We start from the raw sequence: 25,136 nt of genomic DNA on the forward strand, positions 1-25,136 counted from the left end.
AGCTATCACTGCGCGGCCTCTTGCGGTGCCGGTGCTATCGGCGCTATCGACGGGGCCGCGGCCAGCACGCCGCGCGGCGGCGTGCCTGCCTGCTGCCAGGTCACCGACACCCACGCACGCCCCGAAGGCAAGCTATCGGGCAGCACAAGCGAGACCGCCGGGTAGGCCGCAAGGGTCTTCAGCTTAGGGAACAGGTGAGCGCGCGCCGCGTTCAGGAACAGGGCTTCCTGGTCCGCGGGCAACGCCTTGGTGGCTTCGCGCCGCACCAGCGGCGCCAGCGTCGACGGGGTGAAACTGAGCACGGTACGAGCCTGCTGGCCGCGCTGCATGGTGTCGGCCACCGCGGGGAAGCGCTTGCCCTGCACCGCCAGCGCGTCATCCACCAACGCGCCGTCAGGCGAAAACAGCACCGTGTTGCCAGCCAGTGCCAGCGTCACGGGGAAATAGGCGCCCGCCGAAAGCTGCGCCGCGAACGGCGCCCCCTTGCCCTCACGCGTGCCGTAGGGCGAGCTGACCGCGCGCGACCACAACACCGCGCCGCCCGCGCCCTGGCGGCTCTGCACCGGCAGGCGCGCATAGGCGCCCTTTTCTGCGCCGGCATTGGGTTCATAGGCGCCGATCACTTGCTCGAACAGGCTCGCCAGCACCGGACGCAGCGCGGTAGCGGCATCGGACGACTTGACCCGGGCCATGAACAACGGCGCCACCAGCGCCGACTTGCTATACAAGCACACGGCAGCCGGCCCGTCGAAGGCCTGGGCCACCTGCGCAGCCAGTTCATCCTTGCCGCCGCTGACCTTCTGCAGCATCTTGCCTGCGGCCTGCCAGTCCACCGGCAGCGTGGCGCACGCCGCGGGGTCGGCCGGCAAGGCCTTCCAGAGTTCGGCCGTGTTCCACTTGCCCGGCAGGCGCGCGCCATCGACCAGCACCGCGCTGTGCCAGGCGGCATCATCGGCGCCGGCCTTGGAATCGGAATTGGAATCGGACTTAGAGTCGGACTTAGAGTCGGCGCCGGCAAAATCGAAACGCAGCGCTTCGATGCCCGGGAAGAATGCCTGGTAGCCAAACGAGAGGTAATTCGCGCCAACCAGCACGCGATGGCCCTTGAGCGGGCCCTTGGCGGCGTCGAGCGCGAACGATTGCAGCGGGGTCTCGCGCGCGCCGGCATCGTCGGACAGCCAGGCGGCCACCGCCTTGGCGCGGGCGCCGATGGGCTTACCTTCCGCGTCCAGCAGCATGCCGGCTTCCGACAGCACTACCAGGCGATCGCCCTTGCCCGCCAGCAGCAGGCTGCGCGCCGGGCCGATCCGCAACGCATACAGCGGCGTGCCGCCGACCTCACCGGCACGGCTCAGCTGCGTGTCAGCCGGGGCGATCGTGCCAAGTGTCTGCAGCACCTTGGCCAGCCCGTTGCGCTCCATCGACAACGCCCAGTAGCGCAAGGTGCCATCGGCGCCGCGCCAGGCCATGAGCCGGCCCGGTTCGTCGAACACGCGCTTGAGCAACGCATCGCCCCAGTCCAGGTCGTGCTCGAAGGCAATGCGACGCAACGCGCCCGAGGCAGACAGGCGGCCTTCGTTGTCTTCGTAATAATTGACGAAATCTTCGGTGAGCACATCGCGCAGCAGCGGCACGCGGAGCATATCGCGCGGCAGGCTGGACAGGCTTTCGCTGTCGACCAGCGCATCGGGGCGGCTGAAATCGAGTTCAAGCTGGCGGGGCTGCCCCTTCCAGGCGCGTCCGAACGGGTGCCAGACCATTTGCACGGCCACACCAGCGGCAATCGCCAGCGCGGCGGTGCCAAGCGCGATTCTCTTGCGCGAAATCTTCATGATTCCCTTCACGATCGTGATCACTGCACGTCACAGATGCAGCGAACCCGGTAGCGTACCGCGCACATCAATCAAACCGCAACCCAGCCACCGTGAATTTTTGTGACTGCCTGCGCGGCCGCGCGCTCGGCGCCACCCGCCGGCGTAGTGCGCTTTCCGACCGGGCGCCTTTGCCCAGGCGGCTCTCCGGGCCGATATTTGCTTATGACAAAGATGTACTTTGCCGAAGCGGGCCACGGGCGTAGCCTCGCCATTTTTGAAATATTCGACATATGTTCTCGTTTGCCACATTCGCCAGTGCCGGCACGTTCCGTGCCTCCCGCCTGCTGGCAAAGCTAGCGTTCGTCGCTGCCGCCGCCCTCTCGATTTCCGCCCCACACGCCGCCCAGGCTCAAAGCCCGGTGCTGGACAAGATCCGCAACACCGGCACCATCGTGCTGGGCTACCGTGAATCGGCGCTGCCCTTTTCCTTCGCCAACGACAAGGGCGAGCCCGCAGGCTACGCGGTGGACCTGTGCCTGCGCGCCGCGGAGGCCGCGCGCGTGAAGCTCGGGCTGAAAACGATCAAGGTGCGCTGGATGCCGCTCACCCCGCAGAACCGGATCCCCGCCGTGGTCAATGGCCTGGTCGATCTCGACTGCGCGCCCAACACGAACTCCCTGGAGCGCCAGAAGCAGGTCGCCTTCAGCGTCTCGCATTACATTTCCACGGTCCGCATGCTGGTGCGCGCGGATTCGGGCATCAAATCCTTCGAGGACCTGCGCGGCAAGAACGTGGTGACCAGCGCCGGCTCCACGGGCGATCGCCATGTGCGCCGCCTGAAGGGCCAGTATGGTTTCCATGACATCTACGCGAAGGATCATGGCGAATCCTTCCTGCTGCTCGAATCCGGACGTGCGCAGGCATTCGTGATGGACGATGTACTGCTGTCGGGACTGCGCGCCCGCGCCAAGGACCCTTCGCAGTTCGTGATCGTGGGTCCCGCTCTGTCGATCGAGCAGAATGCGCTGATGATGTCCAAGGCCGATCCGGAGTGGAAGCAACTGGTGGACCAGACCCTGGCATCGGTATTCGCCGGCCCGCAGGTGATCGCCCTGCAAAAGCAATGGTTCCAGCAGCCAATCGGCGCCCGCAGCATCAACCTTGCGCTGGCACCGAGTCCGGAAGTCCGGGATGCGTGGAAGCATCCTTCGGATGTCGCGACCGAATAACGGCCTTCGAAGCCCGGCGATCCGCCAAAATCAAAGCCCCCGCAGGCCATCAGGCCTGCGGGGGCTTTTTCTCACCTAACGCAAACGGAAAGTGTGCGATTAGGCACATAGATCGTCAAGCGTCAAGCAAGTCTTGGCGATAAAGGCAATAGCGGCTTTCCATAGGACGATACAAAGCGTGCATTTCACAATACAGCGTATGTTGACAGCCAGGCGAAATGTTGGCGACACTGGGGACCAGCGGACAACGCGGCAACGGTATCCCACGCAATCGGCGTGGCGGCCTTAGCCGTCAGTTTCCGTGTATTCGAACCGCCGGAAGGCGGCATTTACCAGGAGAAAACATGAACAAGTTCGTCGCGACAGCCATCGCGCTGTGCATTGGCGCCGTCTCCGTGGCTGCCCAGGCGCAATCGACCGGGAAGAAGCAATTCGACCCGTATAGCCAGGGCGCCAAGTCGGGCGATAAGTTCGACCCGTATAGCCAGGGTGCCAAGTCCGGTGACAAGTTCGACCCGTATTCCCAGGGCGCGAACAAGAGCACCCGCACGGACCTGACCGACGCCTCCGCGCCGCCGGCCAAGAAGTCGACCAAGAAGAGCAAGAAGAGCAAGAGCAAGAAGCCCGCCGCATCGGCCGCAGCCGCGAACTGATCGGTAAGGGGCGCCGCGCTGGTACCCGGCGCCCTGACAGCAGAAAGCCCGCCAATTCAAACTGGCGGGCTTTCTGCTGTGTGCTGCCGGAGAATCCGCTTTAGCAGGCGGGGAAAGCGTCAGGGCGAAGTCGTATCCAGATCCATCCCCGTGACGTCGATCCGTTGCACCTTGTCCTGCTGGCGAATCTCGGTGCGCAGCACGAATGCCTCGGCGGGGCAATACCAGTCGGTTACGTGCATCAGCGTGGGCTCCACCTGCACCACCTCCTCCCCCACCATCAGCGGCCCCAGCGAAGTCCGCTTCTCGTAGGTGATCGGCATGCACTCCTTGCGGCCCAGCACGGTATCGATCATCTGGCGCTTGCCCACGTGGCGGGATCCGACGCTGATCGAGGCATATAGCGCCCGCATGCTTCCCACGACCTCGTCCGCGCCCACCGGATAGATCTGCAGCGAGACGCTGGACTCGAACGCCTCGCCCTCCAGGGTGCCGCCCTCGTGGATATCCATGCCCGCGTAGCTGAACACGCCCTGGCCCCTGAAGGCGGCTTCGCCGTACATGCGGGCATAGCGCCCTTGTGCATTGATGACGGCATGCTCGCTCTCGATACTGCTCTTGGCAGAGTCGGAGCGGCGGTCGATATTGACCATGTGGACCTGGTCCATGATGACCGGCGGCCCCATCAGGGCAGACAGCGCCGACTTGGAGCGCACCTCGAGCTGCGCCCGGCATCCAGTCTGGTTCTTGGTCGCCCGGCGCAAGGTCATGGTGATCGACATGGGCATGGCGCCATCGCCTTCCATCTGCACCCGCGAGCCGGAGCGGAACCATGGCGCGTCGCACAGCGGGGCGAGCGCCCGCGCCGGCGCCTGCTCAGGCGTGGCAGCGGCCACCGCCACTGTCTGAGCCTGCGCAAGGCCGCCCACGGCCAGCAGCACCGCGCTGGCAATGGAAGCAGCCCTAAACCGTTGCGCCTTTGTCCTCACATGAATCCTGTCTAGAATGATTTCGCGCCCCCGCTCGTTCCGACCCGGTGTCCCACACGCAAGGCCAGCCAGACGTTGTAGCTCGCGCTGGCTAGAAACTAGCGCTTTTTTGCCCGCGCGTGTCGGCAATCTTAGTCGGTCACCGTCGCTGCCGGCCCATGCGGGCAGCTTGCCAGGGAGTTCCTATGCTTCAGTATTACGCCAAGCTTTGGTGGGTCGTGGCCTTGCGCGGCATTCTCGCCGTTCTTTTCGGGATTTGTGCGTTTTTCGCACCTATTGCCACACTGGCTGCACTTGTGCTCTTGTTTGGCGCCTTTGCCGCCGCCGACGGCGTCAGCGCGCTGCTGATGGCCATCTCGGGTAGCCAGCGCGAGGCTAGCGACCGCGGCATCCTTGCACTGCAAGGCCTGCTTGGCCTGGGCGTGGGCTTGCTGACCTGGTTCAGCCCCGTGGTCACGGCGTTTTCCCTGCTGTTATATATCGCCGCCTGGACGCTTGCCACAGGGGTGCTGCAAATTGTCGCGGCGATCCGCCTGCGCAAGGACATTCCCAATGAATGGTGGCTGATCCTGGCCGGGCTGGTGAGCATCGTGTTCGCTTTCCTGCTGCTGTGGCAACCCCTTGCCGGCGCGCTGGCGGTGCTGTGGATGATCGGAGCCTGGGCGGTGGTTTGCGGCATTCTGCTGATCGGCGTCTCGCTGCGCTTGCGTCGCGCCAGAAACATGCCGATTAATACACTTTCCAGCTAAGCCGCGCGTGCTACCCGGGCCGTCCCGCGTGCGCCGGCCCCGCGCGCGACGGTGGGTTGCGGCGGTCGTGCTAACATTGCGCGCCGCGCCACTTGGCAACGACGGTTGGCCATGAGGTAACGGCTATAAGGACGGACGAAGCAGAAGGCGCGTGGAAACGGGCACGATCGCTTGCTTCTTTTGTCTACCAAAGCCGTCGCTGCTGCGTTGTGATGTTTTCGCCCGGTGCCCGGGCAGTCCGAAACCGTCAAACAGTCTGGCAGCGCGCTGCGGTAACAGCCTGACTCCGCTTTTTTAGCGGGGCCAAGACGGTATACCAAGCTTTGATCATCGTGCAAGTGGCCGCGCCATCGCGAGCCAATGCAATGATTGTGTGGCAGCAGGCGGGACAAGCCACCCGGTCCGCCAGCGCGCGGATCGCCACACCCCGCAAGCCCGAGAACCGGTCGTCATGTGCGCAAGCCAGGGCGGTCACCCGATCCCTTTCCAGGAGACGTATGCGTAGTTCCGTGACCTCGCGAGACACCTCGCGAAGCACCGCACAAGGTGTTTCGCAATCTGCCGGCTTGCCCACGACCACCATCGTCCTGGTTTGCCTGTTTATTCTCCTGGTCTGGTTCGGCACGCTCGACGCTCGCCACCTGCTGCGCTCCGATGAAGGCCGCTATGCCGAGATCGCGCGCGAGATGTTCTCTACCGGCGACTGGGTAACCATCCGCTACAACGCACTCAAGTACTTCGAGAAGCCGCCCTTCCATATGTGGGTGACGGCGCTGTCCTACACTGTGTTCGGCGTAGGCGACTGGCAGGCCCGGCTGTGCGTGGCGCTGTCCGGCATGGTCGGCCTTGTGGTCTCGATGCTCGCCGCCCACCGCTGGTATGGCTTCCGGGCCGCCTTCCTGACCGGGCTGGTGCTGGCCGCCGCGCCGATGTGGAGCGTGGCCTCGCACTTCAACTCGCTGGACATGACGCTGTCCGGCGCCATGGCCTGCGTGCTGGCCTTCATGCTGCTCGCGCAGCACCCGGCTGCTACGCCGGCCGCGCGGCGGTACTGGATGTGGGCCTGCTGGATAGCGATGGGCGTGGCGATCCTGACCAAGGGGCTGGTAGGCATTGCCCTGCCCGGTCTCGTGCTGGTCATCTACACCCTGATCTCGCGCGACTTCGGACTGTGGCGCCGCCTGCACCTGATCACCGGCATCGCGCTGATGCTGATCGTCACGGTGCCCTGGTTCTGGCTGGTGTCTGAGCGCAACCCCGAATTCCTGAATTTCTTCTTTATCCACGAGCACTGGCAGCGCTATACCTCGACGGTACACTCGCGCAAAGGCCCGCTGTGGTACTTCGTGCCGTTGCTGGTGGCGGGCTTCATCCCCTGGCTGGGCCTGGCGCCGCGCATGTGGCAAGTGGTCCGTGGCGAGGGCGCGGCGGCACGCGTGGCGCCGGCACGGCCATTCCAGCCGGCGCTGTTGCTGGCCGTGTGGGCCATTGCCATCTTTGTCTTCTTCAGCCTGTCCGGCTCGAAGCTGCCCGGCTACATCGTGCCGATCTTCCCGGCGCTTGGCATGCTGGCAGCCGTGGCGCTGCAGCACATCGATGAGCGCAGCTGGAAGCGGCAGCTCAACGGCATGCTGGTCATTGCGGCAATCGGCTTGCTGGCCAGCCCGGTGGTGGCCACGCTGAATTCCGACAACACGCCCAACGAGCTGTACCGCTTGTTCGCGGTCTGGGTCGGCGCCGCCTTCGTGCTGATGCTCGGCGCCGTGTTCCTCGCGCGCAAGCTGCTGGCGAGCAAGGGCCTGATGGTCAGCATCACCGTTTACTCGCTCGGCTTGTTCACCAGCTTCACGGTGGCGCTGCTGGGCCACGAGGTCATGGGACGGCAGACTTCGGGCGTGGACATGGTGCCCGCCATCAACGCCGTGCTGACGGATGACATGCCGATCTACGGCGTGCGCATGCTGGACCACACGCTGCCGTACTACCTGCGCCGCACCACCATCATGGTGGAATGGCCGGACGAACTGGAGTTCGGCACCAAGCAGGAGCCGCAGAAATGGCTCCCCACGCTGGATGCCTTTATTGCAAAATGGCAGGATGGTCAGCACGCCGTGGGCATCATGTCGGCTGCCACCTACAAGATGCTGCAAGAGAGCAAGGTGCCGATGTACAAGATCGGGCAAGACAAGCGCCGCGTCGCGGTCACCAACTTCCCGCCTCCCGGCCAGGCGCCGGCGGCCCCGCAGCAAGAACCGAACCGCGCGCCATGACGCTCTCTACCTTCGCTTTTATCTTCACCGGCGTGCTGCTTAATGCGTGCGCGCAGTTGCTGCTCAAAGCCGGCACCAACGCCGTGGGCGCAATCACCATCGAGCGCGCGACGCTGTTTGCCACGGCGTTTCGCGTGCTGACGCAGTGGCCGGTACTGGCTGGCCTGACACTGTACGTAGTCAGCGTCGGCGTGTGGATCGTCGGGCTGTCGCGGGTCGATGTATCGATCGCTTACCCGATGCTGTCGCTCGGTTACGTCGTGAACGCCCTGGCAGCCTGGTGGCTGTTCGGTGAAATGATCGGCCCCCTGCGCGTAGCGGGCATCCTGCTGATCCTCGCTGGCGTGTTTCTCATCGCGCGTTCCTGATCACCGCACCATCGCCACAAGACACAAGACACAAGAGCCTGATTGCCATGACCGCTTCCGCTGCGCAAGCCTTCCTGCCCTTCGTCAAGCCGAATATTGACGCCGCTGCCATCGCCGAGGTGGGCAAGGTGCTGGCCTCGGGCTGGATCACCTCCGGCCCCAAGATGCACGCCTTCGAGGCCGCCCTGTCCGAGCTGTTCGGGGGCCGCCCGGTGCGCACCTTCGCCAATGGCTCAGCGACGATGGAAATCGCGCTGCGCGTGGCCAATATCGGCCCCGGCGACGAAGTCATCACCACCCCGATCACCTGGGTTGCCACTGCCAATGTCGTGATCACGGTGGGCGCCAAGCCCGTCTTCGTCGACATCGATCCGCGCACGCGCAATATCGATCTCGATGCCGTGGAAGCCGCCATCACGCCCCGTACCCGCGCCATCATGCCGGTCTACCTGTCGGGCCTGCCGGTGGATATGGACCGCCTCTACGCCATCGCAAAGAAGCACAACCTGCGCGTGATCGAGGATGCCGCGCAGGCCATCGACTCGCGCTGGCGCGGCCAGCGCATCGGCGCCTTCGGCGACCTGGTCAGCTTCAGCTTCCAGGCCAACAAGAACATCACCAGCGTCGAAGGCGGCTGCCTGGTGATGAACTCGCCCGAAGAAGCCGAACGTGCCGAACGCCTGCGCCTGCAAGGCGTGATCCGTACCGGCATGGACGGGATGGACGTGGAAGAGCCCGGCGGCAAATTCAACCTGACCGATGTCAACGCCGCCATCGGCCTGTCGCAACTGGCGCAACTTGACGCCATCACGGCACGCCGCGCCGAACTGGCCGAGGCGTACTACCGCTGCGCCGCCGGCAGCGGCCTGGCCGAACTCGGCATCGAGCTGCCGCTGCCGCGTGACGGCGAGCTGGCCACCACCAACTGGCATATGTTCCAGGTGGTGCTGCCGGCCGAACGCATCGAAGGCGGGCGCACCGCGGTGATGGAGGCCATGCGCGAGCAAGGCGTCGGCACCGGCGTGCACTATCCCGCCGTGCACCTGTTTTCTTATTACCGCTCCCTGGGCTGGCGCGAAGGCATGCTGCCGCACGCCGAGCGCATCGGACGGGGCATCGTCACGCTGCCGATGTTCCCCGCCATGCAAGCCGCCGACGTGGAGCGGGTATGCGCAACTCTTAGTGAAACATGCAAACGCCTCTTCAAATGAGCCCTGTCGAAGTCTCCGTCGTCATTCCCGTCTATAACGAGGAAGATGGCCTGCAAGCTCTGTTCGACCGGCTCTACCCGGCGATGGACGGGCTCGGCTGCAACTACGAGATCATCTTCGTCAACGACGGCAGTCGCGACCGTTCGGCACAGATCCTGGCCAGCCAGTTTCACAAGCGCCCGGACACCACGCGCGTCGTGCTGTTCAACGGTAACTTTGGCCAGCATATGGCCATCCTGGCCGGCTTCGAGCACACCCGCGGCCAGATCGTGATCACGCTGGATGCCGACCTGCAAAACCCGCCGGAGGAAATCCCGCGGCTGGTGGCAACCATGCGCGAAGGCCATGACTACGTTGGCACCATCCGCCGCGAGCGCAACGACACGGCGTTCCGCCGCATTGCGTCCCGGGCCATGAACCGGCTGCGCGAGCGCATCACGCGCATCAAGATGACCGACCAGGGCTGCATGCTGCGTGCCTACGACCGCAATGTCGTCGACACCATCAATGCCTGCCGTGAGGTCAATACCTTTATCCCCGCGCTGGCCTATACCTTCTCCTCCAATCCGGTGGAGATCGTGGTCGAGCACGAGGAACGCCACGCCGGCGAATCCAAGTATTCGCTGTTCCAGCTCATCCGGCTGAACTTCGACCTGGTAACCGGCTTCTCCATCGTGCCGCTGCAGTGGTTCTCCGCCATCGGCACCTTGCTGTCGCTGGCATCGGCGGGCCTGGTGGCGGTGCTGCTGGTTCGGCGCTTCGTGCTTGGCGCGGAAGTGCAGGGTGTGTTCACCCTGCTCGCCTTCAACTTCTTCCTGGTTGGCATCATGCTGTTCGGCATCGGCCTGCTGGGCGAGTACATCGGCCGCATCTACCAGGAAGTGCGCAACCGTCCGCGCTACCGCATCCAGGCGGTGCTGGAAGGCACGCCGGAACAGCAAAAGGCGACGGAGGTCCCGTGCGCGCAGTAGTCTTCGCTTATCACAACGTCGGCGACCGCTGCCTGCGCGTGCTGCACGCGCGTGGCGTGGAAGTGGCGCTGGTCGTCACGCACCGCGACCGCCCGGATGAGAACATCTGGTTCCGCCGCGTTGCCGATACCGCAGCCGAACTCGGCTTGCCCGTCACCTACGGCGAAGACCCGGCCGATCCGGCGCTGGCTGCCGCAGTGGCCGCGGCGCGCCCCGAAGTGATCTTCTCCTTCTACTACCGCGCGATGATTCCCGCGGCAGTGCTGGCGCTGGCGCCGCAAGGCGCGTTCAATATGCACGGCTCGCTGCTGCCCAAGTATCGCGGCCGCGTGCCGGTGAACTGGGCGGTGCTGCACGGAGAAAGCGAGACCGGCGCCACGCTGCATGCGATGGAAGCCAAGCCGGATGCCGGCTTCATCGTCGACCAGACGTCAGTGCCGATCCTGCCCGATGACACCGCCGGCGAGGTCTTCGAGAAAGTGACCGTGGCCGCCGAGCAAACGCTGTGGCGCGCCCTGCCCGCCATGATGGCCGGCAACATCACGCCGCTGCCCAACCGCCTTGCCGAAGGCAGCTACTTCTCCGGGCGCAAGCCGGAGGACGGCCGCATCGACTGGCAGCAACCGGCCGCGCAGGTCTACAACCTGATCCGCGCAGTCGCACCGCCCTATCCCGGCGCCTTCACCGATGTCGGCTCGCGCCGCTTCGTGGTGGCGCAGGCGCGCCTGCCGCATGCCGGCAGCGCAGCCGGAGCAGCCCCATTGCAGTCCACCAGCGCCGCCCGCCCGGGCTTGCACGTGATCGACGGGCAGATCGTCGGCGTGTGCGGCGATGGCGGCCTGATCCTTGTACGCGAACTGCTGGACGATGGCGCCCAACCCGCGCCCGTCTCGGCTGCCGCGCTTTCCACATTTCTTACCGCATTGTCCAAAGAGGAAAACCGATGAAAAAGGTCCTGATTCTTGGCGTCAACGGCTTCATCGGCCACCACCTGACGCGCCGCATTCTCGAAACCACGTCGTGGGAAGTCTACGGCATGGACATGTCCAGCGATCGCCTTGGCGACCTGATCGACCATCCGCGCATGCACTTCTTTGAAGGTGACATCACCATCAACAAGGAGTGGATCGAGTACAACATCCGCAAGTGCGACGTGGTGCTGCCGCTGGTGGCCATCGCCACGCCCGCCACCTACGTGCGCCAGCCGCTGCGCGTGTTCGAACTCGACTTCGAAGCCAACCTGCCGATCGTGCGCGCCGCCGTGAAGTACGGCAAGCACCTGGTGTTCCCGTCCACCTCCGAGGTGTACGGCATGTGCCATGACGACGAGTTCGATCCCGAGACGTCCGAGCTGATCTGCGGCCCGATCAACAAGCCGCGCTGGATCTATGCCTGCTCCAAGCAGCTGATGGACCGCGTGATCCACGCCTACGGCATGGAGCAAGGCCTGAACTACACCCTGTTCCGCCCGTTCAACTGGATCGGTGCCGGCCTGGACTCGATCTTCGAATCGAAGGAAGGCTCCTCGCGCGTGGTCACCCAGTTCCTCGGCCACATCGTGCGCGGCGAGCCGATCAAGCTGGTGGACGGCGGCGCGCAAAAGCGTGCCTTTGCCGATGTCACCGACGGCATCAGCGCCCTGATGCGCATCATCGAGAACCCGAACGGCATCGCCACCGGCAAGATCTACAACATCGGCAACCCGCGCAACATCCACTCCGTGCGCGAGTTGGCCGAGATGATGCTGAAGATGGCCGGCGACTACGCCGAGTACGCGGAAGAAGCCAAGAAGACCCAGATCGTGGAAACCTCCTCGGGCGACTTCTACGGCAAGGGCTACCAGGACGTGCAGAACCGCGTGCCGAAGATCGACAACACCGTGGAAGAGCTCGGCTGGAAGCCCGAGGTCAGCATGGAAGACGCGCTGCGCGCCATCTTCGAGGCTTACCGCAGCAAGGTGATCGAGGCGCGTACCCTGGTCGATTCGGCCAACTGAGCGCACGCACCCGATGGCCCGTATCGCCCTGAAGGTCGACGTCGACACGCTGCGCGGCACCCGCGAAGGCGTGCCGGCGCTGCTCGCCATGCTGGCCCGCGTGCGGGCCGAGGCCACCTTTCTGTTCAGCCTTGGCCCCGACCATACCGGCTGGGCGCTGCGGCGCGTGTTCCGTCCCGGCTTCCTGAAGAAGGTGTCGCGTACCTCGGTGGTGTCGAACTATGGCTTGCGCACGCTGATGTACGGCGTGCTGCTGCCCGGTCCCGATATCGGCCGCAAGGGCGCGGCCGAGATGCGCGCGGCGCGTGCGGCGGGGCACGAGTGCGGCATCCACACCTGGGACCACGTCTACTGGCAGGACAACGTGCGCGAGCGCGATGCGGCCTGGACCCGGCGCCAGATGCAAAGTGCATTCGACCGCTTCGTCGAGATATTCGGCGAAGCACCGCCCACCCATGGCGCGGCCGGTTGGCAAATGAACGATGAGGCCTTCCGCCAGATCGACGACTGGGGCATGGTGTACGCGTCCGATGGCCGCGGCACCGGTCCGTATATCCCCACGGTCGATGGTGTGGCATGCCGCCACGTGCAGATGCCGACCACGCTGCCGACGCTGGACGAACTGATCGGCGTGGGCGACATGACGGAAGACAACGTCCACCACGCCGTGCTGCGCCTGAGCGAAGACGGGCGCGACCACGTGTTCACCCTGCACACCGAACTCGAGGGCGGCAAGCTTGCGCCGGTGTTCAACCGCCTGCTGGATGGCTGGCGCGCGCAGGGGCATGAACTGGTGTCGATGGCCACGCTCTACCGGCATATCGATCGCAGCGCCCTGCCGCAACTGCCGGTGACGTGGGGCGCGATCGAGGGAAGAAGCGGCGAGCTGATCCTGCAGCCGTAGGCATCTGGCCGGGACGGCTTGTCGCCCGCGCCCGTCCGCATCAAAACACAGTCAGTACCATCAACGATCGTCAACGGCCGGCAACCGGCCATTGACGATGCGTTCATGCGTGCACCGCTTGCGTGCGCGTGTGCCTCAGCCTCGCTTCGGCCCGTTGGCGAAGGCCCCGGCGGACCCTCGACAACGTTCAGCTACGGTCCCTCCCCGCCAGCCTCAGGCCGTTGAAGACCACCAGCAAGCTCGCCCCCATATCGGCGAACACCGCCATCCACATGGTGCCCAGGCCCATGACCGTGAGGGCCAGGAAAATCGCCTTGATGCCAAGCGCCAGGGCAATGTTCTGCTTCAGGATCGTCGAAGTCTGCCGCGACAGCCGGATAAAGGCGGGGATCTTGCGCAGGTCGTCATCCATCAGCGCCACGTCGGCGGTCTCGATCGCCGTATCGGTCCCGGCCGCGCCCATGGCGAAGCCGATATCGGCACGGGCCAGCGCGGGCGCATCATTGACGCCGTCACCCACCATGCCCACCACGACGCGCTTGCTACCATTGCTACCATTACCCGGCGCCCCTTCTGCCCCCTTCACGCTCAGCGCAGCGATGGCGTCCGCCTTGTCCTGCGGCAGCTGATTGCCGCGTGCCTCGTCGATCTGCACCTGCGCTGCGATCGCTTGCGCGGTATGCGGGTTGTCGCCCGACAGCATCAGCGTCCTGACGCCCAGCGCGTGCAGCTCAGCCACCGCCTCGCGGCTGCTGTCCTTGACCGTATCCGCCACGCCGAACAGCGCCTCGACGCCGTGATCCGCGCCCAGCAGCACAACCGTCTTTCCCTGCCGCTCCAGCGCTTCCAGCGTAGCCTCCAGCTCCGGCGAGCACAGCCCGCGGTCGTGGATCAGGCGATGGTTCCCCAGATAGTAGCTGCGCCCGTTCACGCTGCCGCTGACCCCGTACCCGGGCAGCGCCGCAAAGTCCTGCACTTCCAGCGGCACGATGCCATGCGCACGCGCGGCATTGGCCACGGCCATCGACACCGGATGGTCGGACCGGGCAGCCAGGCTAGCCGCCATCAGGCGCGCCGCATCGCTCGCCGCCGCACCTGCCGCGGCGGTTGCGCCCAGGGGCTGGAAATCGGTCTGGGCCGGCTTGCCGTGGGTGATGGTGCCGGTCTTGTCCAGCGCCAGCCATTTCAGATCCTTGCCCTGCTCCAGGTAGACGCCCCCCTTGATCAGGATGCCGCGCCGCGCCGCGGCCGCAAGGCCGCTGACGATCGTTACCGGCGTGGAGATCACCAGCGCGCACGGGCAGGCAATCACCAGCAGCACCAGCGCCTTGTAGATCCATGCGCTCCAGTCGCCGTCCATCACCAGCGGCGGCACCACGGCCACCAGCACCGCGCCAAGGAACACCAGCGGCGTGTAGATGCGGGCAAAGCGGTCGACAAAGCGCTGCGTGGGCGCGCGGCTGCCCTGCGCCGCCTCCACCGCGTGGATGATGCGCGCCAGCGTGGAGCCGCTGGCCGGCGCGGTGACTTCGTACTCCAGTTCGCCAGCTTGGTTGATGGTGCCGGCGAAAAGTGCATCGCCGACGGTCTTGTCGACCGGCACGCTCTCGCCGGTGATCGGTGCCTGGTCCAGCGTGGACTGGCCACGCAGCACCCGCCCGTCGAGCGCTACGCGTTCGCCAGGGCGCAGGCGCACCAAGGCGCCGATGGCCACCGCGCTAGCCTCCACGGGCAGCCAGCTGCCGTCGGGCTGCTGCACCGTGGCCTGCTCCGGCGCCATTGCCATCAGGCCGCGCACGGCATTGCGGGCACGGTCCAGCGACGCCGCCTCGATGCGCTCGGCCAGCGCGAACAGCACCATCACCATGGCCGCTTCCGGCCACTGCCGGATCAGCATGGCGCCAGTGACAGCGATGCTCATCAATGCGTTGATGTTCAGGTTGCCATTGGACAGCGCAATCCAGCCCTTCTTGTAGACGCCCAGCCCGGCTATTGCCACAGCCACCAACGCCAGCAGGGGCGCCAGCCATTCCTGGCCGGGCACTTGCAGCCACTGCACAGCCTCCGCGCCGAGCGCGGCCACGCCGGCGAACGCCAGCGGCCACCACGGCCTGGCGGCTTGCGGCGGCAGCGCCGCGGCCTGCTCCGACAGCGGCTCGGCCTTCATGCCGAGGCTCTCGATGGCCCGCACCACCGGCTCCAGGGAGTCCAGCGTATGGTGCACCGTCAGCACGCGCTGCATCAGGTTGAACTGCAGCGCGGCCACGCCGGCCATGCTGCCCAGCTTGTTGCGGATCAGGGTCTCTTCCGTGGGGCAATCCATCGCGTCGATGCGATAGCTGGCCGCGGCGGCGCCGACAGGAACGGCTACGGCAATCGGCGGCGCCACGCTGGCGCTGCCACAGCAAGCGGCGCCGCCCGCCTGAGCGTGCTGGTGGCCGCGATCGTGATCGTGGCCATGGTTGTGCTGGTGTGCTTGATCGTGCTTATGCGCGTGTTCGTGTGCATCAGAATGCCCATGACCGCAGCAAGATGGGTCACGGAGCGAAGCTTGGTCTGGCGTTGCGCTAGGCATGGCGGTTTTCCCTGCTTGTTTTTGCTTACCGCCCATTTAAGACCCTGAAGCGACTACAGGGTCAAGTGCTGTCTGCACATCGGCCGGTGCGGGCGCCTGAGGTCACCTTTGCGCCACGGTTTAAGCCATAGTCGCGCAAGGGTCATGCTTGCTGCCTATATAATCCGCCGCATGCGCCGTTTCCTGATCCTGCTTTTCGCCATCATGCTGCCCCTCCAGTTCGCCTGGGCCGGGGCTGCGGCGTATTGCAATCACGAAAGCACGCAACAGGGCAACGACACCGCCACGGCCAGCGCCAACTGGCATTTTGGCCACCATAGCCACGCCCATCAGGGCAAGCTCAGCCAGCACGGCAGCAACGACAGCAGCGACAGCAAGAGCGGCAAGGACAACATCAAGCTGCCCGACCTGGACTGCGCCGTGTGCCACTTTGCCAGCGCCCAGCTGGTCTTGCCGGACATGGCCACGAGCGCCTCGCACCACGGCGTAGCCATCAGCTACCGGGCGCTAGCCGCGTCCTACCTGTCTGCGCCCGGCGCCACCCCCGACCGCCCGCAGTGGCCGCTCGCCGCCTAAACGGCGAGACGACTCCCTTTACCTCCAGACTCTCGTCTCGCCGAACTTCCCTGGCTTCTTCCCGGTGAAATTCGATGAGAACACTTGTGATGCCGCTCGGGCTGGCGGCAGCTTTGCTCAGCCCTGCCGCGTTCGCCCAGAACGCGGCGACGACCCCATTGCCCGCCGCGCAAGCGGCGCAACAGATCCCCGAGCCCGTCGGCACGCTCACGCTGGACGATGCGCTCGCCCTCGCGGCCGGGCGCAACTTCACGCTCTCGGCCGCCAGCCATGAGCTCGATGCCGCCGACGGCGGCATCATGCAGGCCCGCACCATCCCCAACCCGGAAGTCGCGGTGCTCCTCGAGGACAACCGCCGCGACACCCGCACCACCACGGCCCAAGTCAACCTGCCGATCGAGCTCGGCGGCAAGCGCGCCGCGCGCATCGGCGCCGCGCAGAAGGCGCGCGAGCTGGCCCAATCGCAACTGGGCGCAACGCGCACCGACCTGCGCGCGGCCGTGGTTGGCGGCTTCTTCGCGGTGGTCATCGCGCAGGAGCGCGTCAAGCTGGCGCGTGGCTCGGCCGAGATCGCCGCCAAGGGCGCACAGGCGGCAATCCGCCGCGTAGCCGCCGGCAAGATCGCGCCACTAGAAGAGAGCAAGGCGCGCGTGGAGCAGGCCAATGCGGAACTCGAGGTCGCCGACGCCGAGGCGGCACTCGCGATGGCACGCCAGTCCCTGGCCGGCCTTTGGGGCAGCAGCGAAGCCCGCTTCCAGGAAGCCGCCGGCAACCTGGACACCCTGCCCGCGCGGCCCGACGGCGCCAGCCTCGCCCAAGCGCTGGACAGCGCGCCGGAACTGGCAAGCCAGCGGCTGGAACTGGAACGCAGGCAGGCCATCATCGGCGTGGAGCGCAGCCGCCAGTACCCCGACCTGACCGTCAGCCTGGGCAGCAAGCGCGACAACGGCTCAGACCGCGGCACCATGCCCGTGCTGGGCGTGTCGCTGCCGCTGCCGCTGTTCGACCGCAACCAGGGCAATCTCTACGCCGCGCTGCGCCAGGCCGACAAAGCGGCCGACGAGTACCGCGCCACGCAGGTGCGGCTCGCCAATGCGCTGCAGCAGGCCACGCGCCAACTGAGCGTATCGCGGAGCTCGGCCGACTCGCTAAAGGGCACCGTGCTACCGGCCGCCCAGCAGGCCTATGAGGCCGCCACGCGCGGCTTCGAAGCCGGCAAATTCAACTTCCTCGACGTGCTCGATGCGCAGCGCACCTGGTTCCAGGCGCGCATCCGCTATCTCGGCGTGGTCGCCAATGCCTATCAGGCAGCCACCACCATCGACCGCATTCTTGGCCGCTAGCACCAAAGGAATTCCATCATGGCAATCAGCAACAAGCAAAAAACGAGCATCGCCATCATCCTGGCGGGCGGCGCCATCGCAGCCGCGGGATTGATCTTCACTGGGCGCGGCAGCGCCGACGCCACGACCGAAGCTGCCCACGCAGCAGGCGCGCATAGCGAAGACGCGGCCCACGGCGACGGCGAGCATCACGGCGGGCCGGCCAGCGCGGCGCACGGCGACGCCGCCCGGCACACCGACGGGGAGCACCACGACACGCAAGAAAAAGAAGGCCACATCGAGATGACCCCGGCGCAGGTCCAGGCGGCCGGGCTCACGCTGCGCACGGCAGGACCAGCGCACATCGAGGGCACGGCATCCTTCCCCGGCGAGATCCGCTTCAACGAGGACCGCACGGCCCACGTGGTGCCGCGCGTAGCCGGCGTGGTGGAAGGCGTGTCCGCCAACCTGGGGCAACAGGTGAAGAAAGGCGATTTGCTGGCGGTGCTGGCTAGCACCGCGCTGTCCGACCAGCGCAGCGAACTGCTGGCCGCGCAAAAACGCCTGGAGCTGGCCGAATCCACCTTCCAGCGCGAGAAGAAGCTGTGGGAGGACAAGATCTCCGCCGAGCAGGACTACCTGGCCGCGCGCACCGCGCTGCAGGAAGCCCGCATCGCCACGCAAAACGCCATGCAAAAGCTAACCGCCATCGGTGCCAGCGGCAACGCAGGCAGCGCCAGGTCGCTCAACCGTTTCGAGCTGCGCGCGCCCTTCGACGGCACCGTGGTCGAAAAGCACCTGGCGCTGGGCGAAGCTGTGGCGGCCGACGCCAACGTGTTCGTCATCTCCGACCTCAGCACGGTATGGGCCGAGTTCGTGATCGCGCCCAAAGACCTGGATCGCGTGCGGGTTGGCGAGAAGGTGAAGATCGCCTCCACCGCCTTCGACGGCAAGGCAGAAGGCACGGTCTCGTATGTCGGCTCGCTGCTGGGCCAGCAAACGCGCACCGCCACCGCCCGCGTCACGCTGCCCAACCCCAAGACGGCCTGGCGTCCCGGCCTGTTCGTCACCGTGGGCGTGACCGACTCCAGCGCCGAGGTGCCGGTGGCGATCGAGGCCGAAGCCCTGCAAAGCAACGGCGATCAGCAGGTGGTATTCGCTGTCGTTCCAGGCGGCTTCCAGGCGCAGCCGGTCAAGACCGGCCGCAGCGACGGCAAGCTGGTGGAGATCACCGAAGGCCTGAAAGCCGGCACGCAATACGTGGCAGGCAACAGCTTCGTGATCAAGGCCGAGCTTGGCAAGGCCGGCGCCGAACATAGCCACTAAGCGGAGAATCCCTCATGTTTGAAAGACTGATCCGCTTTGCCATCGAGCAGCGGTGGCTGGTGCTGCTGGCGGTGGTCGCCATGGCGGCGCTCGGCATCTACAACTACAGCCGGCTGCCCATCGACGCCGTGCCCGACATCACCAACGTGCAGGTACAGGTCAACACCTCCGCGCCAGGCTATTCGCCGCTGGAAACCGAGCAGCGCGTTACCTACCCGATCGAGACCGCGATGTCCGGCCTGCCGGGCCTGGAGCAAACCCGCTCGCTGTCGCGCTATGGCTTGTCGCAGGTGACAGTGATCTTCAAGGACGGCACCGATATCTACTTCGCGCGCCAGCTGGTCAACCAGCGTATCCAGGAAGCCGCGCAGAACCTGCCCACAGGCGTTGCGCCACAGATGGGCCCGATCTCCACCGGGCTCGGCGAGATCTACCTGTGGACGGTGGAAGTCGAGGACGGCGCCAGGAAGGCCGATGGCACGCCCTACACGCCTACCGACCTGCGCGAGATCCAGGACTGGGTCATCAAGCCGCAGCTGCGCACGGTGCCCGGCGTCACCGAGATCAACTCCATCGGCGGCTTCGCCAAGGAGTACCTGGTGGCGCCCAGCCCGGAACGGATGGCCTCCTACGGCCTGAGCCTGCAGGACGTGGTGGTGGCGCTGGAGAAGAACAACGCCAACGTGGGCGCCGGCTATATCGAGCGGCGCGGCGAGCAATACCTGGTGCGCGCGCCGGGGCAGGTCAGGTCCGTCGACGATATCCGCGAGATCATCGTGGGCAGCGCGCAGGGCCAGCCCATCCGCATCCGCGACCTGGCGGACGTGGGCATCGGCCGCGAACTGCGCACCGGCGCGGCCACCGACAACGGGCGCGAAGTGGTGCTGGGCACCGTCTTCATGCTGATCGGCGAGAACAGCCGTGCCGTGTCGCAAGCGGTGGACCAGCGCATGGCCGCCATCAACCGCTCGCTGCCCGCCGGCGTCAAGGCCGTCACCGTGTACGACCGCACCGTGCTGGTGGACCGCGCCATCGCCACCGTCAAGAAGAACCTGGTCGAGGGCGCGATCCTGGTGATCGTGATCCTCTTCCTGTTCCTCGGCAACCTGCGCGCCGCCATCATCACCGCGCTGGTCATCCCGCTGTCCATGCTGTTTACCTTCACCGGCATGGTGACCTACAAGATCAGCGCCAACCTGATGAGCCTGGGCGCGCTGGACTTCGGCATCATCATCGACGGCGCCGTGGTGATCGTGGAGAACTGCGTGCGGCGCCTCGCCCATGCCCAGCAACAGCACGGCCGCCCGCTCACCCGCAGCGAGCGCTTCCACGAGGTCTTTGCGGCCTCGCGGGAAGCACGCCGCCCGCTGATCTTCGGCCAGCTCATCATCATGATCGTGTACATCCCGATCTTTGCGCTGACCGGCGTGGAAGGCAAGATGTTCCACCCCATGGCGATGACCGTGGTGCTGGCGCTGATCGGCGCGATGATCCTGTCGGTCACCTTCGTGCCGGCGGCCGTGGCGCTGTTTATCGGCGACAAGGTGGCCGAGAAGGAAAACCGCCTGATGCTGTGGGCCAAGCGCGCCTACGCGCCCATGCTCGGCAAGACCATCGCCAACACACCGGTGGTGCTGACCCTTGCCGCGGTGGCGGTGCTGTTGAGCGGCCTGGTGGCGACGCGGCTGGGCAGCGAGTTCATCCCCAATCTGAACGAAGGGGATTTCGCCGTGCAGGCGCTGCGCATTCCCGGCACCAGCCTCACCCAGTCGCTCGCCATGCAGCAGCAGATCGAGACGCGCCTCAAAGAGAAATTCCCCGAAATCGAGCGCGTCTTCGCTCGCACCGGCACTGCCGAGATCGCCTCGGACCCGATGCCGCCCAACGCCTCGGATGGCTACATCATGCTCAGGCCTCGGGCGAAGTGGCCCGATCCGTCCAAGACGCGCGAGCAGCTGCTGGCGGAAATGGAGGCCGAACTGGCAACCATCCCCGGCAACAAGTACGAGTTCTCGCAGCCGATCCAGCTGCGCTTCAACGAGCTGATCTCCGGGGTGCGCAGCGACGTGGCCGTGAAGATCTTCGGTGACGACAACGCCGTGCTGGAGGACACCGCGCAAAAGGTCGCCACCGTGCTGCGGGCCGTGCCCGGCGCAACCGAGGTCAAGGTCGAGCAGACCAGCGGCCTGCCAATGCTGACGGTGGACGTGGACCGCGCCCGCGCGGCCCGCTACGGCCTCAACATGATCGACGTGCAGGACACCGTGGCCATTGCCGTGGGCGGCAAGGACGCCGGCATCTTCTTCCAGGGCGACCGCCGCTTCAATATCGGCGTACGCCTGCCGGAAGGCATCCGTGGCGATGTGGAGGCGCTGCGCCGGCTGCCGATTCCCTTGCCGAAGGGAAATACGGCAGCCGCCAGCTATATCCCGCTGGGCGAAGTGGCCACACTAACGCTGGCCCCGGGGCCCAACCAGGTCTCGCGCGAGAACGGCAAGCGCCGCATCGTGGTCAGCGCCAACGTGCGCGGGCGCGACGTGGGTACCTTCGTGCCCGAGGCGATGGCGTCGCTGGATCGTCAGGTCAAGGTCCCGGCGGGCTATTGGGTCACCTGGGGTGGCACCTTCGAGCAGTTGCAATCGGCCGCCACGCGGCTGCAGATCGTGGTGCCCGTGGCGCTGCTGATGGTGTTCGTGCTGCTGTTTGCCATGTTCGGCAATGTGCGCGATGGCCTGCTGGTCTTCACCGGCATCCCCTTTGCGCTCACTGGCGGCATCCTGGCGCTGTGGCTGCGGGGCATTCCGCTGTCGATCTCGGCGGCGGTGGGCTTTATCGCATTGTCCGGCGTGGCGGTGCTCAACGGACTGGTGATGCTGTCCTTCATCCGCAGCCTGCGCGAAGAAGGCAAGCCGCTCGATGATGCCATCCATACCGGCGCGCTGACCCGGCTGCGTCCCGTGCTGATGACCGCGCTGGTGGCATCGCTGGGCTTTATCCCGATGGCGATTGCCACCGGGACCGGGGCCGAGGTACAGCGTCCGCTCGCCACGGTGGTGATAGGTGGCATCCTGTCTTCCACCGCGCTGACCCTGCTGGTGCTGCCGGTGCTGTACCGGCTGGCGCATCGGCGCGACAAGGATGAGGCTGGCGTGGAAGATGACGCAGGCAGCGAACGCCTGGCTGGCAGCTTGCCGGCGCCACCGGCATTGCCCAACGGCTAATCCTGGCGGCAGCAGGAGTGGCACGCCGCTCCTGCCATCAAGCACCGCTGCGCCATGGCATGGTGACGCGTTCACATGTGTGGCAATGCGTGGCAGCAAGCGGGCTCTTAACCTCTACCCGCCGGGTCTGCCGCGGACCGGGCATGTTGCATCGGAAACTTCAGCTCCGCCACCGTCTCGCCGGGCCGGCTGCGCATGCTCACGCTGCCCCCATGCAGCCGCATGATCGTATCCACGATGGCCAGCCCAAGCCCGGTCGAACCCGCCGAATTGCTGCGCGCGGGATCGCCTCGGTAAAAACGCCCGAACACATGCGGCAGCGCCTCGGCGGCAATGCCGGTGCCCCCGTTGCTCACCTGGATCCGGGTAGCGGCGGTGTCCGCCACGACCCGGATGTCCACGGCGCTGCCCGCGGGCGCGTGCCGCAAGGCGTTGTCGACGAGGTTGGTCACCGCGCGGCGCAGCAGCGTCTGGTCAGCGCGCACGGCGCCCTGGCCTGCAAGTTGCACCTTGATGTCGCGGTCCGCCGCCACGGCTTCGTAGTACTCGGCAACCTTGTCCAGCTCCGCGCGCGCGTCCAGCTCTCGCACCTTCATGGCCACCTGGGCATGATCCGCGCGCGCAAGGAACAGCATGTTCTCGATCATGCGGGCCAGCCGCTCGTATTCTTCCAGGTTGGATTCCAGCAGGTTCTCGTACTCCTGCACCGGGCGGCTATGGCCCAGCGTGACCTGGGTCTGGCCGATCAGGTTGCTGATGGGCGTACGAAAATCGTGCGCCAGGTCGGCAGAGAATTCGGAGAGCCGATGGAAGCCATCTTCCAGCCGTGCCAGCATATCGTTCAGCGCGGCGACAAGCGCGCGCACCTCGGTGGGCGCCTGGCCGGCATCGAGCCGCGTGGCGAGCCGGCTCATGGTGACGGCGGAAGCGTCCTGCGCCATGCGCCTGAGCGGGCGCAGGCCGCGCCTGGCCAGCAGGTATCCCAGCCCCGCCGCGACCGCCGCGCCGCATAGCGTTGCCCACAGCATCTGCGTCTGGTAGGCCTTCATCAGCGCCACGCGATACCCGGCATCACGCAGCACCACGATCTCGACCGCGCGCTCGGAATCCCCCAACTGCCCGAGCGCGGAGATGCCGCGCGAGGCGACGCCATTGCGGGGATACCAAGTATGCAGCTGGGATTTGTCGGGCGGTGTGGCCGCCGGCAGCACCGGCAATGCCGGCACCGGCTCATGGCGTGGGTTCAGGGTGACCAGCGGCTCGCCGCCGCTGCCGCGCACCAGCAGGATCAATCCTTCATGGCCCAGCGCGAGATCGGCGAAGCGATGCGTGTCGGCGCGAATCTCCGCCTCCGAGCCCACCTCGCGCAGCAGATGGCGCACCAGCAGCACTTCGCTGACCAGTTCGCTCTCGTCGCGATCCTGCAACTGGGCGGCAAGCGCGCTCGCCAGGTAGGTGCCAACGGCCACCAGGATGGCCACAGTGGCAGCGCCGTAGGCCAGCGCCAGCCGTGCCGTGAGCGATGCCGGCAGGCGGAGTACGGCGCGGATCAAGCGGCGGCCCCTGACATGGACCGGCTCACCGGGCTTCCTCTTCCAGCACGTAGCCCATGCCCCGGCGCGTGTGGATCAGCTTGGCGGGAAATGGGTCATCGACCTTGGCACGCAGCCGGCGGATGGAGACATCGACCACATTGGTGTTGCTGTCGAAATTCATGTCCCAGACGTGGGAGGCAATCAGCGAACGCGACAGCACTTCGCCGCTGCGGCGCGCCAGCAGTTGCAGCAGCGCGAACTCCTTGGAGGTCAGTTCCAGCTTCTGGCCGTCGCGCGTGACGCGGCGCTTGACGGTATCGATCTGCAGGTCCGCTACTTCGATCAGCTCGCTTTCACGCAGCGGGCCGCGCCGCAGGATGGTGCGGATGCGCATAACCAGCTCGGCGAAGGCGAAGGGCTTGACCATGTAGTCGTCCGCGCCCAGCTCCAGGCCCTTGAGCCGGTCGGAAAGCTCGTCGCGCGCGGTGAGGAACAGGACCGGCGTATCGCGCTCGCGCCGCAGTTCCTGGAGCACCTGCCAGCCATCCATGCCCGGCAGCATCACATCCAGCACGATGAGGTCGTACTCCTGCCCGCGTGCGTGGGCCAGGCCGTCCACGCCATCGCGCGCCAGGTCCACCACGAAACCGGATTCGCTCAGGCCCTTGCGCAGGTAGTCACCTGCCTTGGGCTCGTCTTCGACAATCAATATGCGCATAGTTATTCACTCCGGGCCATCAGCCGGCCCCGCTAGACCGACACGCTATACGAGGAAGCACCGCCGCAGCCGAAGATGTCAGCATTGTCATGTTGGCGTCACGCTACCGCACCTTTCGATGCAGGTACAATATCGGCTGCTCATTCCCCTGCCCCGATGAAACGCGTCCTTAGCTACTTCCTGTTATGCCTTGCCATGATCGCGCTGCCCGCACAGGGTGTCGCGGCGGCAGTCATGATGGTCTGCAGCGCGGCGCAATCTGTGCAATCGTGGCCTTCGGCGCAGGTGCCATCCGTCGTACTGCCGGCCGATTCGCCGGCCGTGGAATCGATGATGTTACGCCATGCGGCCATGAAGTCGCAGGCGGAAACCGCCCTTGGCAGCCATGCCGGCGCGCATTGCCATGACGCGGCGGACCCGGCCCAGCAGCGGGACGAGATGGTCAGTGAATCTGGCATGACCGGCATGACTGGCCAGCCAGCCCATCAAGACCATCAGGATCACCACGCCAGCCATGGCGCCAGTGGCGCCTGCAGCGCCTGCTCGGCCTGCGCGCTCGGGGCCATCATGCCCACCATCCTGCCTGAGCTCGCCCTGGCCAGCCATGGCCACGCCGCACCGGTAGCCGCCCTGGCCGCCTACGCCGGCTTCCTCCCCGCCCCCTCCGACCGCCCGCCCGCCGCACGCTGCTGACACCCGAGGTGCGTCC

The 25,136-nt window shown here is 66.2% G+C and carries 20 protein-coding genes; 15 read left to right on the forward strand and 5 right to left on the reverse strand.

The genetic code is table 11. The features are described from left to right. Positions 1-5 precede the first annotated feature (5 nt). Positions 6-1,832: a DUF2138 family protein gene (locus AC07XB_RS13735; protein WP_492828297.1), complete on the reverse strand. Its 1,827-nt coding sequence runs from the start codon at positions 1,830-1,832 to the stop codon at positions 6-8. A gap of 272 nt (positions 1,833-2,104) precedes the next feature. Between AC07XB_RS13735 and AC07XB_RS13740 the strand changes: the two genes are divergently transcribed. Continuing rightward, the gene (locus tag AC07XB_RS13740) at positions 2,105-3,043 is read left to right on the forward strand and encodes an amino acid ABC transporter substrate-binding protein (RefSeq protein ID WP_416052814.1); all 939 of its coding nucleotides are present in this window, start codon (positions 2,105-2,107) and stop codon (positions 3,041-3,043) included. Between the two features lie 344 nt (positions 3,044-3,387). Beyond that, on the forward strand, positions 3,388-3,696 hold the full coding sequence (locus tag AC07XB_RS13745) for a hypothetical protein (protein WP_043355619.1): 309 nt from the start codon (positions 3,388-3,390) through the stop codon (positions 3,694-3,696). Between the two features lie 119 nt (positions 3,697-3,815). Here AC07XB_RS13745 and AC07XB_RS13750 read toward each other — a convergent pair whose 3' ends face one another. Continuing rightward, the gene (locus AC07XB_RS13750; protein WP_492374712.1) at positions 3,816-4,637 is read right to left on the reverse strand and encodes a hypothetical protein; all 822 of its coding nucleotides are present in this window, start codon (positions 4,635-4,637) and stop codon (positions 3,816-3,818) included. 233 nt (positions 4,638-4,870) lie between these two features. Here AC07XB_RS13750 and AC07XB_RS13755 point away from each other — a divergent pair, with 233 nt between their 5' ends. The 8 genes from AC07XB_RS13755 to AC07XB_RS13790 all read left to right on the forward strand — a co-directional run bounded on the left by AC07XB_RS13755 (position 4,871) and on the right by AC07XB_RS13790 (position 13,154). Then, positions 4,871-5,434 carry an HdeD family acid-resistance protein gene (locus AC07XB_RS13755; protein ID WP_492810575.1) on the forward strand — a complete coding sequence of 188 codons (564 nt, stop codon included), beginning with the start codon at positions 4,871-4,873 and terminating at the stop codon, positions 5,432-5,434. A 497-nt stretch (positions 5,435-5,931) separates the two neighbouring features. Continuing rightward, positions 5,932-7,704 carry a glycosyltransferase family 39 protein gene (locus AC07XB_RS13760; protein WP_492828294.1) on the forward strand — a complete coding sequence of 591 codons (1,773 nt, stop codon included), beginning with the start codon at positions 5,932-5,934 and terminating at the stop codon, positions 7,702-7,704. Then, complete coding sequence (locus tag AC07XB_RS13765) at positions 7,701-8,072, forward strand: DMT family transporter (RefSeq protein WP_043355625.1); 372 nt, start codon at positions 7,701-7,703, stop codon at positions 8,070-8,072. The genes AC07XB_RS13760 and AC07XB_RS13765 overlap by 4 nt, the downstream gene beginning before the upstream one ends. Positions 8,073-8,119: 47 nt before the next feature. Next, complete coding sequence (locus AC07XB_RS13770; RefSeq protein WP_492374698.1) at positions 8,120-9,283, forward strand: DegT/DnrJ/EryC1/StrS family aminotransferase; 1,164 nt, start codon at positions 8,120-8,122, stop codon at positions 9,281-9,283. Continuing rightward, complete coding sequence (locus AC07XB_RS13775; protein WP_459376337.1) at positions 9,262-10,254, forward strand: glycosyltransferase; 993 nt, start codon at positions 9,262-9,264, stop codon at positions 10,252-10,254. Before AC07XB_RS13770 ends, AC07XB_RS13775 begins: the two co-directional genes overlap by 22 nt. After that, a complete protein-coding gene (locus AC07XB_RS13780; protein ID WP_492828292.1) occupies positions 10,242-11,201 on the forward strand; it encodes a formyltransferase in 960 nt (319 codons plus the stop codon). The genes AC07XB_RS13775 and AC07XB_RS13780 overlap by 13 nt, the downstream gene beginning before the upstream one ends. Beyond that, a complete protein-coding gene (locus AC07XB_RS13785) occupies positions 11,198-12,250 on the forward strand; it encodes a bifunctional UDP-4-keto-pentose/UDP-xylose synthase (protein WP_052495092.1) in 1,053 nt (350 codons plus the stop codon). The genes AC07XB_RS13780 and AC07XB_RS13785 overlap by 4 nt, the downstream gene beginning before the upstream one ends. 13 nt (positions 12,251-12,263) lie before the next feature. Beyond that, entirely contained in the window at positions 12,264-13,154 is an 891-nt protein-coding gene (locus AC07XB_RS13790; protein WP_492374696.1) for a polysaccharide deacetylase family protein, read from the forward strand. 187 nt (positions 13,155-13,341) lie between these two features. On the opposite strand, the gene AC07XB_RS13795 is transcribed toward AC07XB_RS13790, so the two are convergent. Continuing rightward, on the reverse strand, positions 13,342-15,729 hold the full coding sequence (locus AC07XB_RS13795; protein ID WP_492828290.1) for a heavy metal translocating P-type ATPase: 2,388 nt from the start codon (positions 15,727-15,729) through the stop codon (positions 13,342-13,344). A 144-nt stretch (positions 15,730-15,873) separates the two neighbouring features. On the opposite strand from AC07XB_RS13795, the gene czcI reads away from it, so the two are divergent. The 4 genes from czcI (at position 15,874) to AC07XB_RS13815 (ending at position 22,174) form a co-directional block, all read left to right on the forward strand. Further along, on the forward strand, positions 15,874-16,305 hold the full coding sequence (gene czcI / locus AC07XB_RS13800) for a cation efflux protein, CzcI family (protein WP_492828288.1): 432 nt from the start codon (positions 15,874-15,876) through the stop codon (positions 16,303-16,305). Between the two features lie 74 nt (positions 16,306-16,379). After that, entirely contained in the window at positions 16,380-17,648 is a 1,269-nt protein-coding gene (locus tag AC07XB_RS13805; RefSeq protein ID WP_492828286.1) for a TolC family protein, read from the forward strand. A gap of 18 nt (positions 17,649-17,666) precedes the next feature. Next, positions 17,667-18,953: an efflux RND transporter periplasmic adaptor subunit gene (locus AC07XB_RS13810; protein WP_492374692.1), complete on the forward strand. Its 1,287-nt coding sequence runs from the start codon at positions 17,667-17,669 to the stop codon at positions 18,951-18,953. A 14-nt stretch (positions 18,954-18,967) separates the two neighbouring features. Beyond that, positions 18,968-22,174 carry a CusA/CzcA family heavy metal efflux RND transporter gene (locus AC07XB_RS13815; protein ID WP_492828284.1) on the forward strand — a complete coding sequence of 1,069 codons (3,207 nt, stop codon included), beginning with the start codon at positions 18,968-18,970 and terminating at the stop codon, positions 22,172-22,174. Between the two features lie 107 nt (positions 22,175-22,281). Here the strand turns inward: AC07XB_RS13815 and AC07XB_RS13820 are convergent, their stop codons facing one another. Together AC07XB_RS13820 and AC07XB_RS13825 are read right to left on the reverse strand one after the other, a co-directional pair. Beyond that, positions 22,282-23,727, reverse strand: a complete 1,446-nt coding sequence (locus tag AC07XB_RS13820; protein ID WP_492374690.1) for a heavy metal sensor histidine kinase — start codon at positions 23,725-23,727, stop codon at positions 22,282-22,284. Between the two features lie 25 nt (positions 23,728-23,752). Then, positions 23,753-24,427 (reverse strand): heavy metal response regulator transcription factor, encoded by a 675-nt coding sequence (locus AC07XB_RS13825; protein WP_492374689.1) that lies wholly within the window; start codon positions 24,425-24,427, stop codon positions 23,753-23,755. A 156-nt stretch (positions 24,428-24,583) separates the two neighbouring features. Between AC07XB_RS13825 and AC07XB_RS13830 the strand changes: the two genes are divergently transcribed. Next, positions 24,584-25,120, forward strand: coding sequence for a hypothetical protein (locus tag AC07XB_RS13830; RefSeq protein ID WP_492810591.1), 537 nt, complete (start codon positions 24,584-24,586; stop codon positions 25,118-25,120). The last annotated feature ends 16 nt before the right edge of the window (positions 25,121-25,136 follow it).

This window comes from Cupriavidus sp. GW821-FHT02F09, from assembly GCF_059421605.1.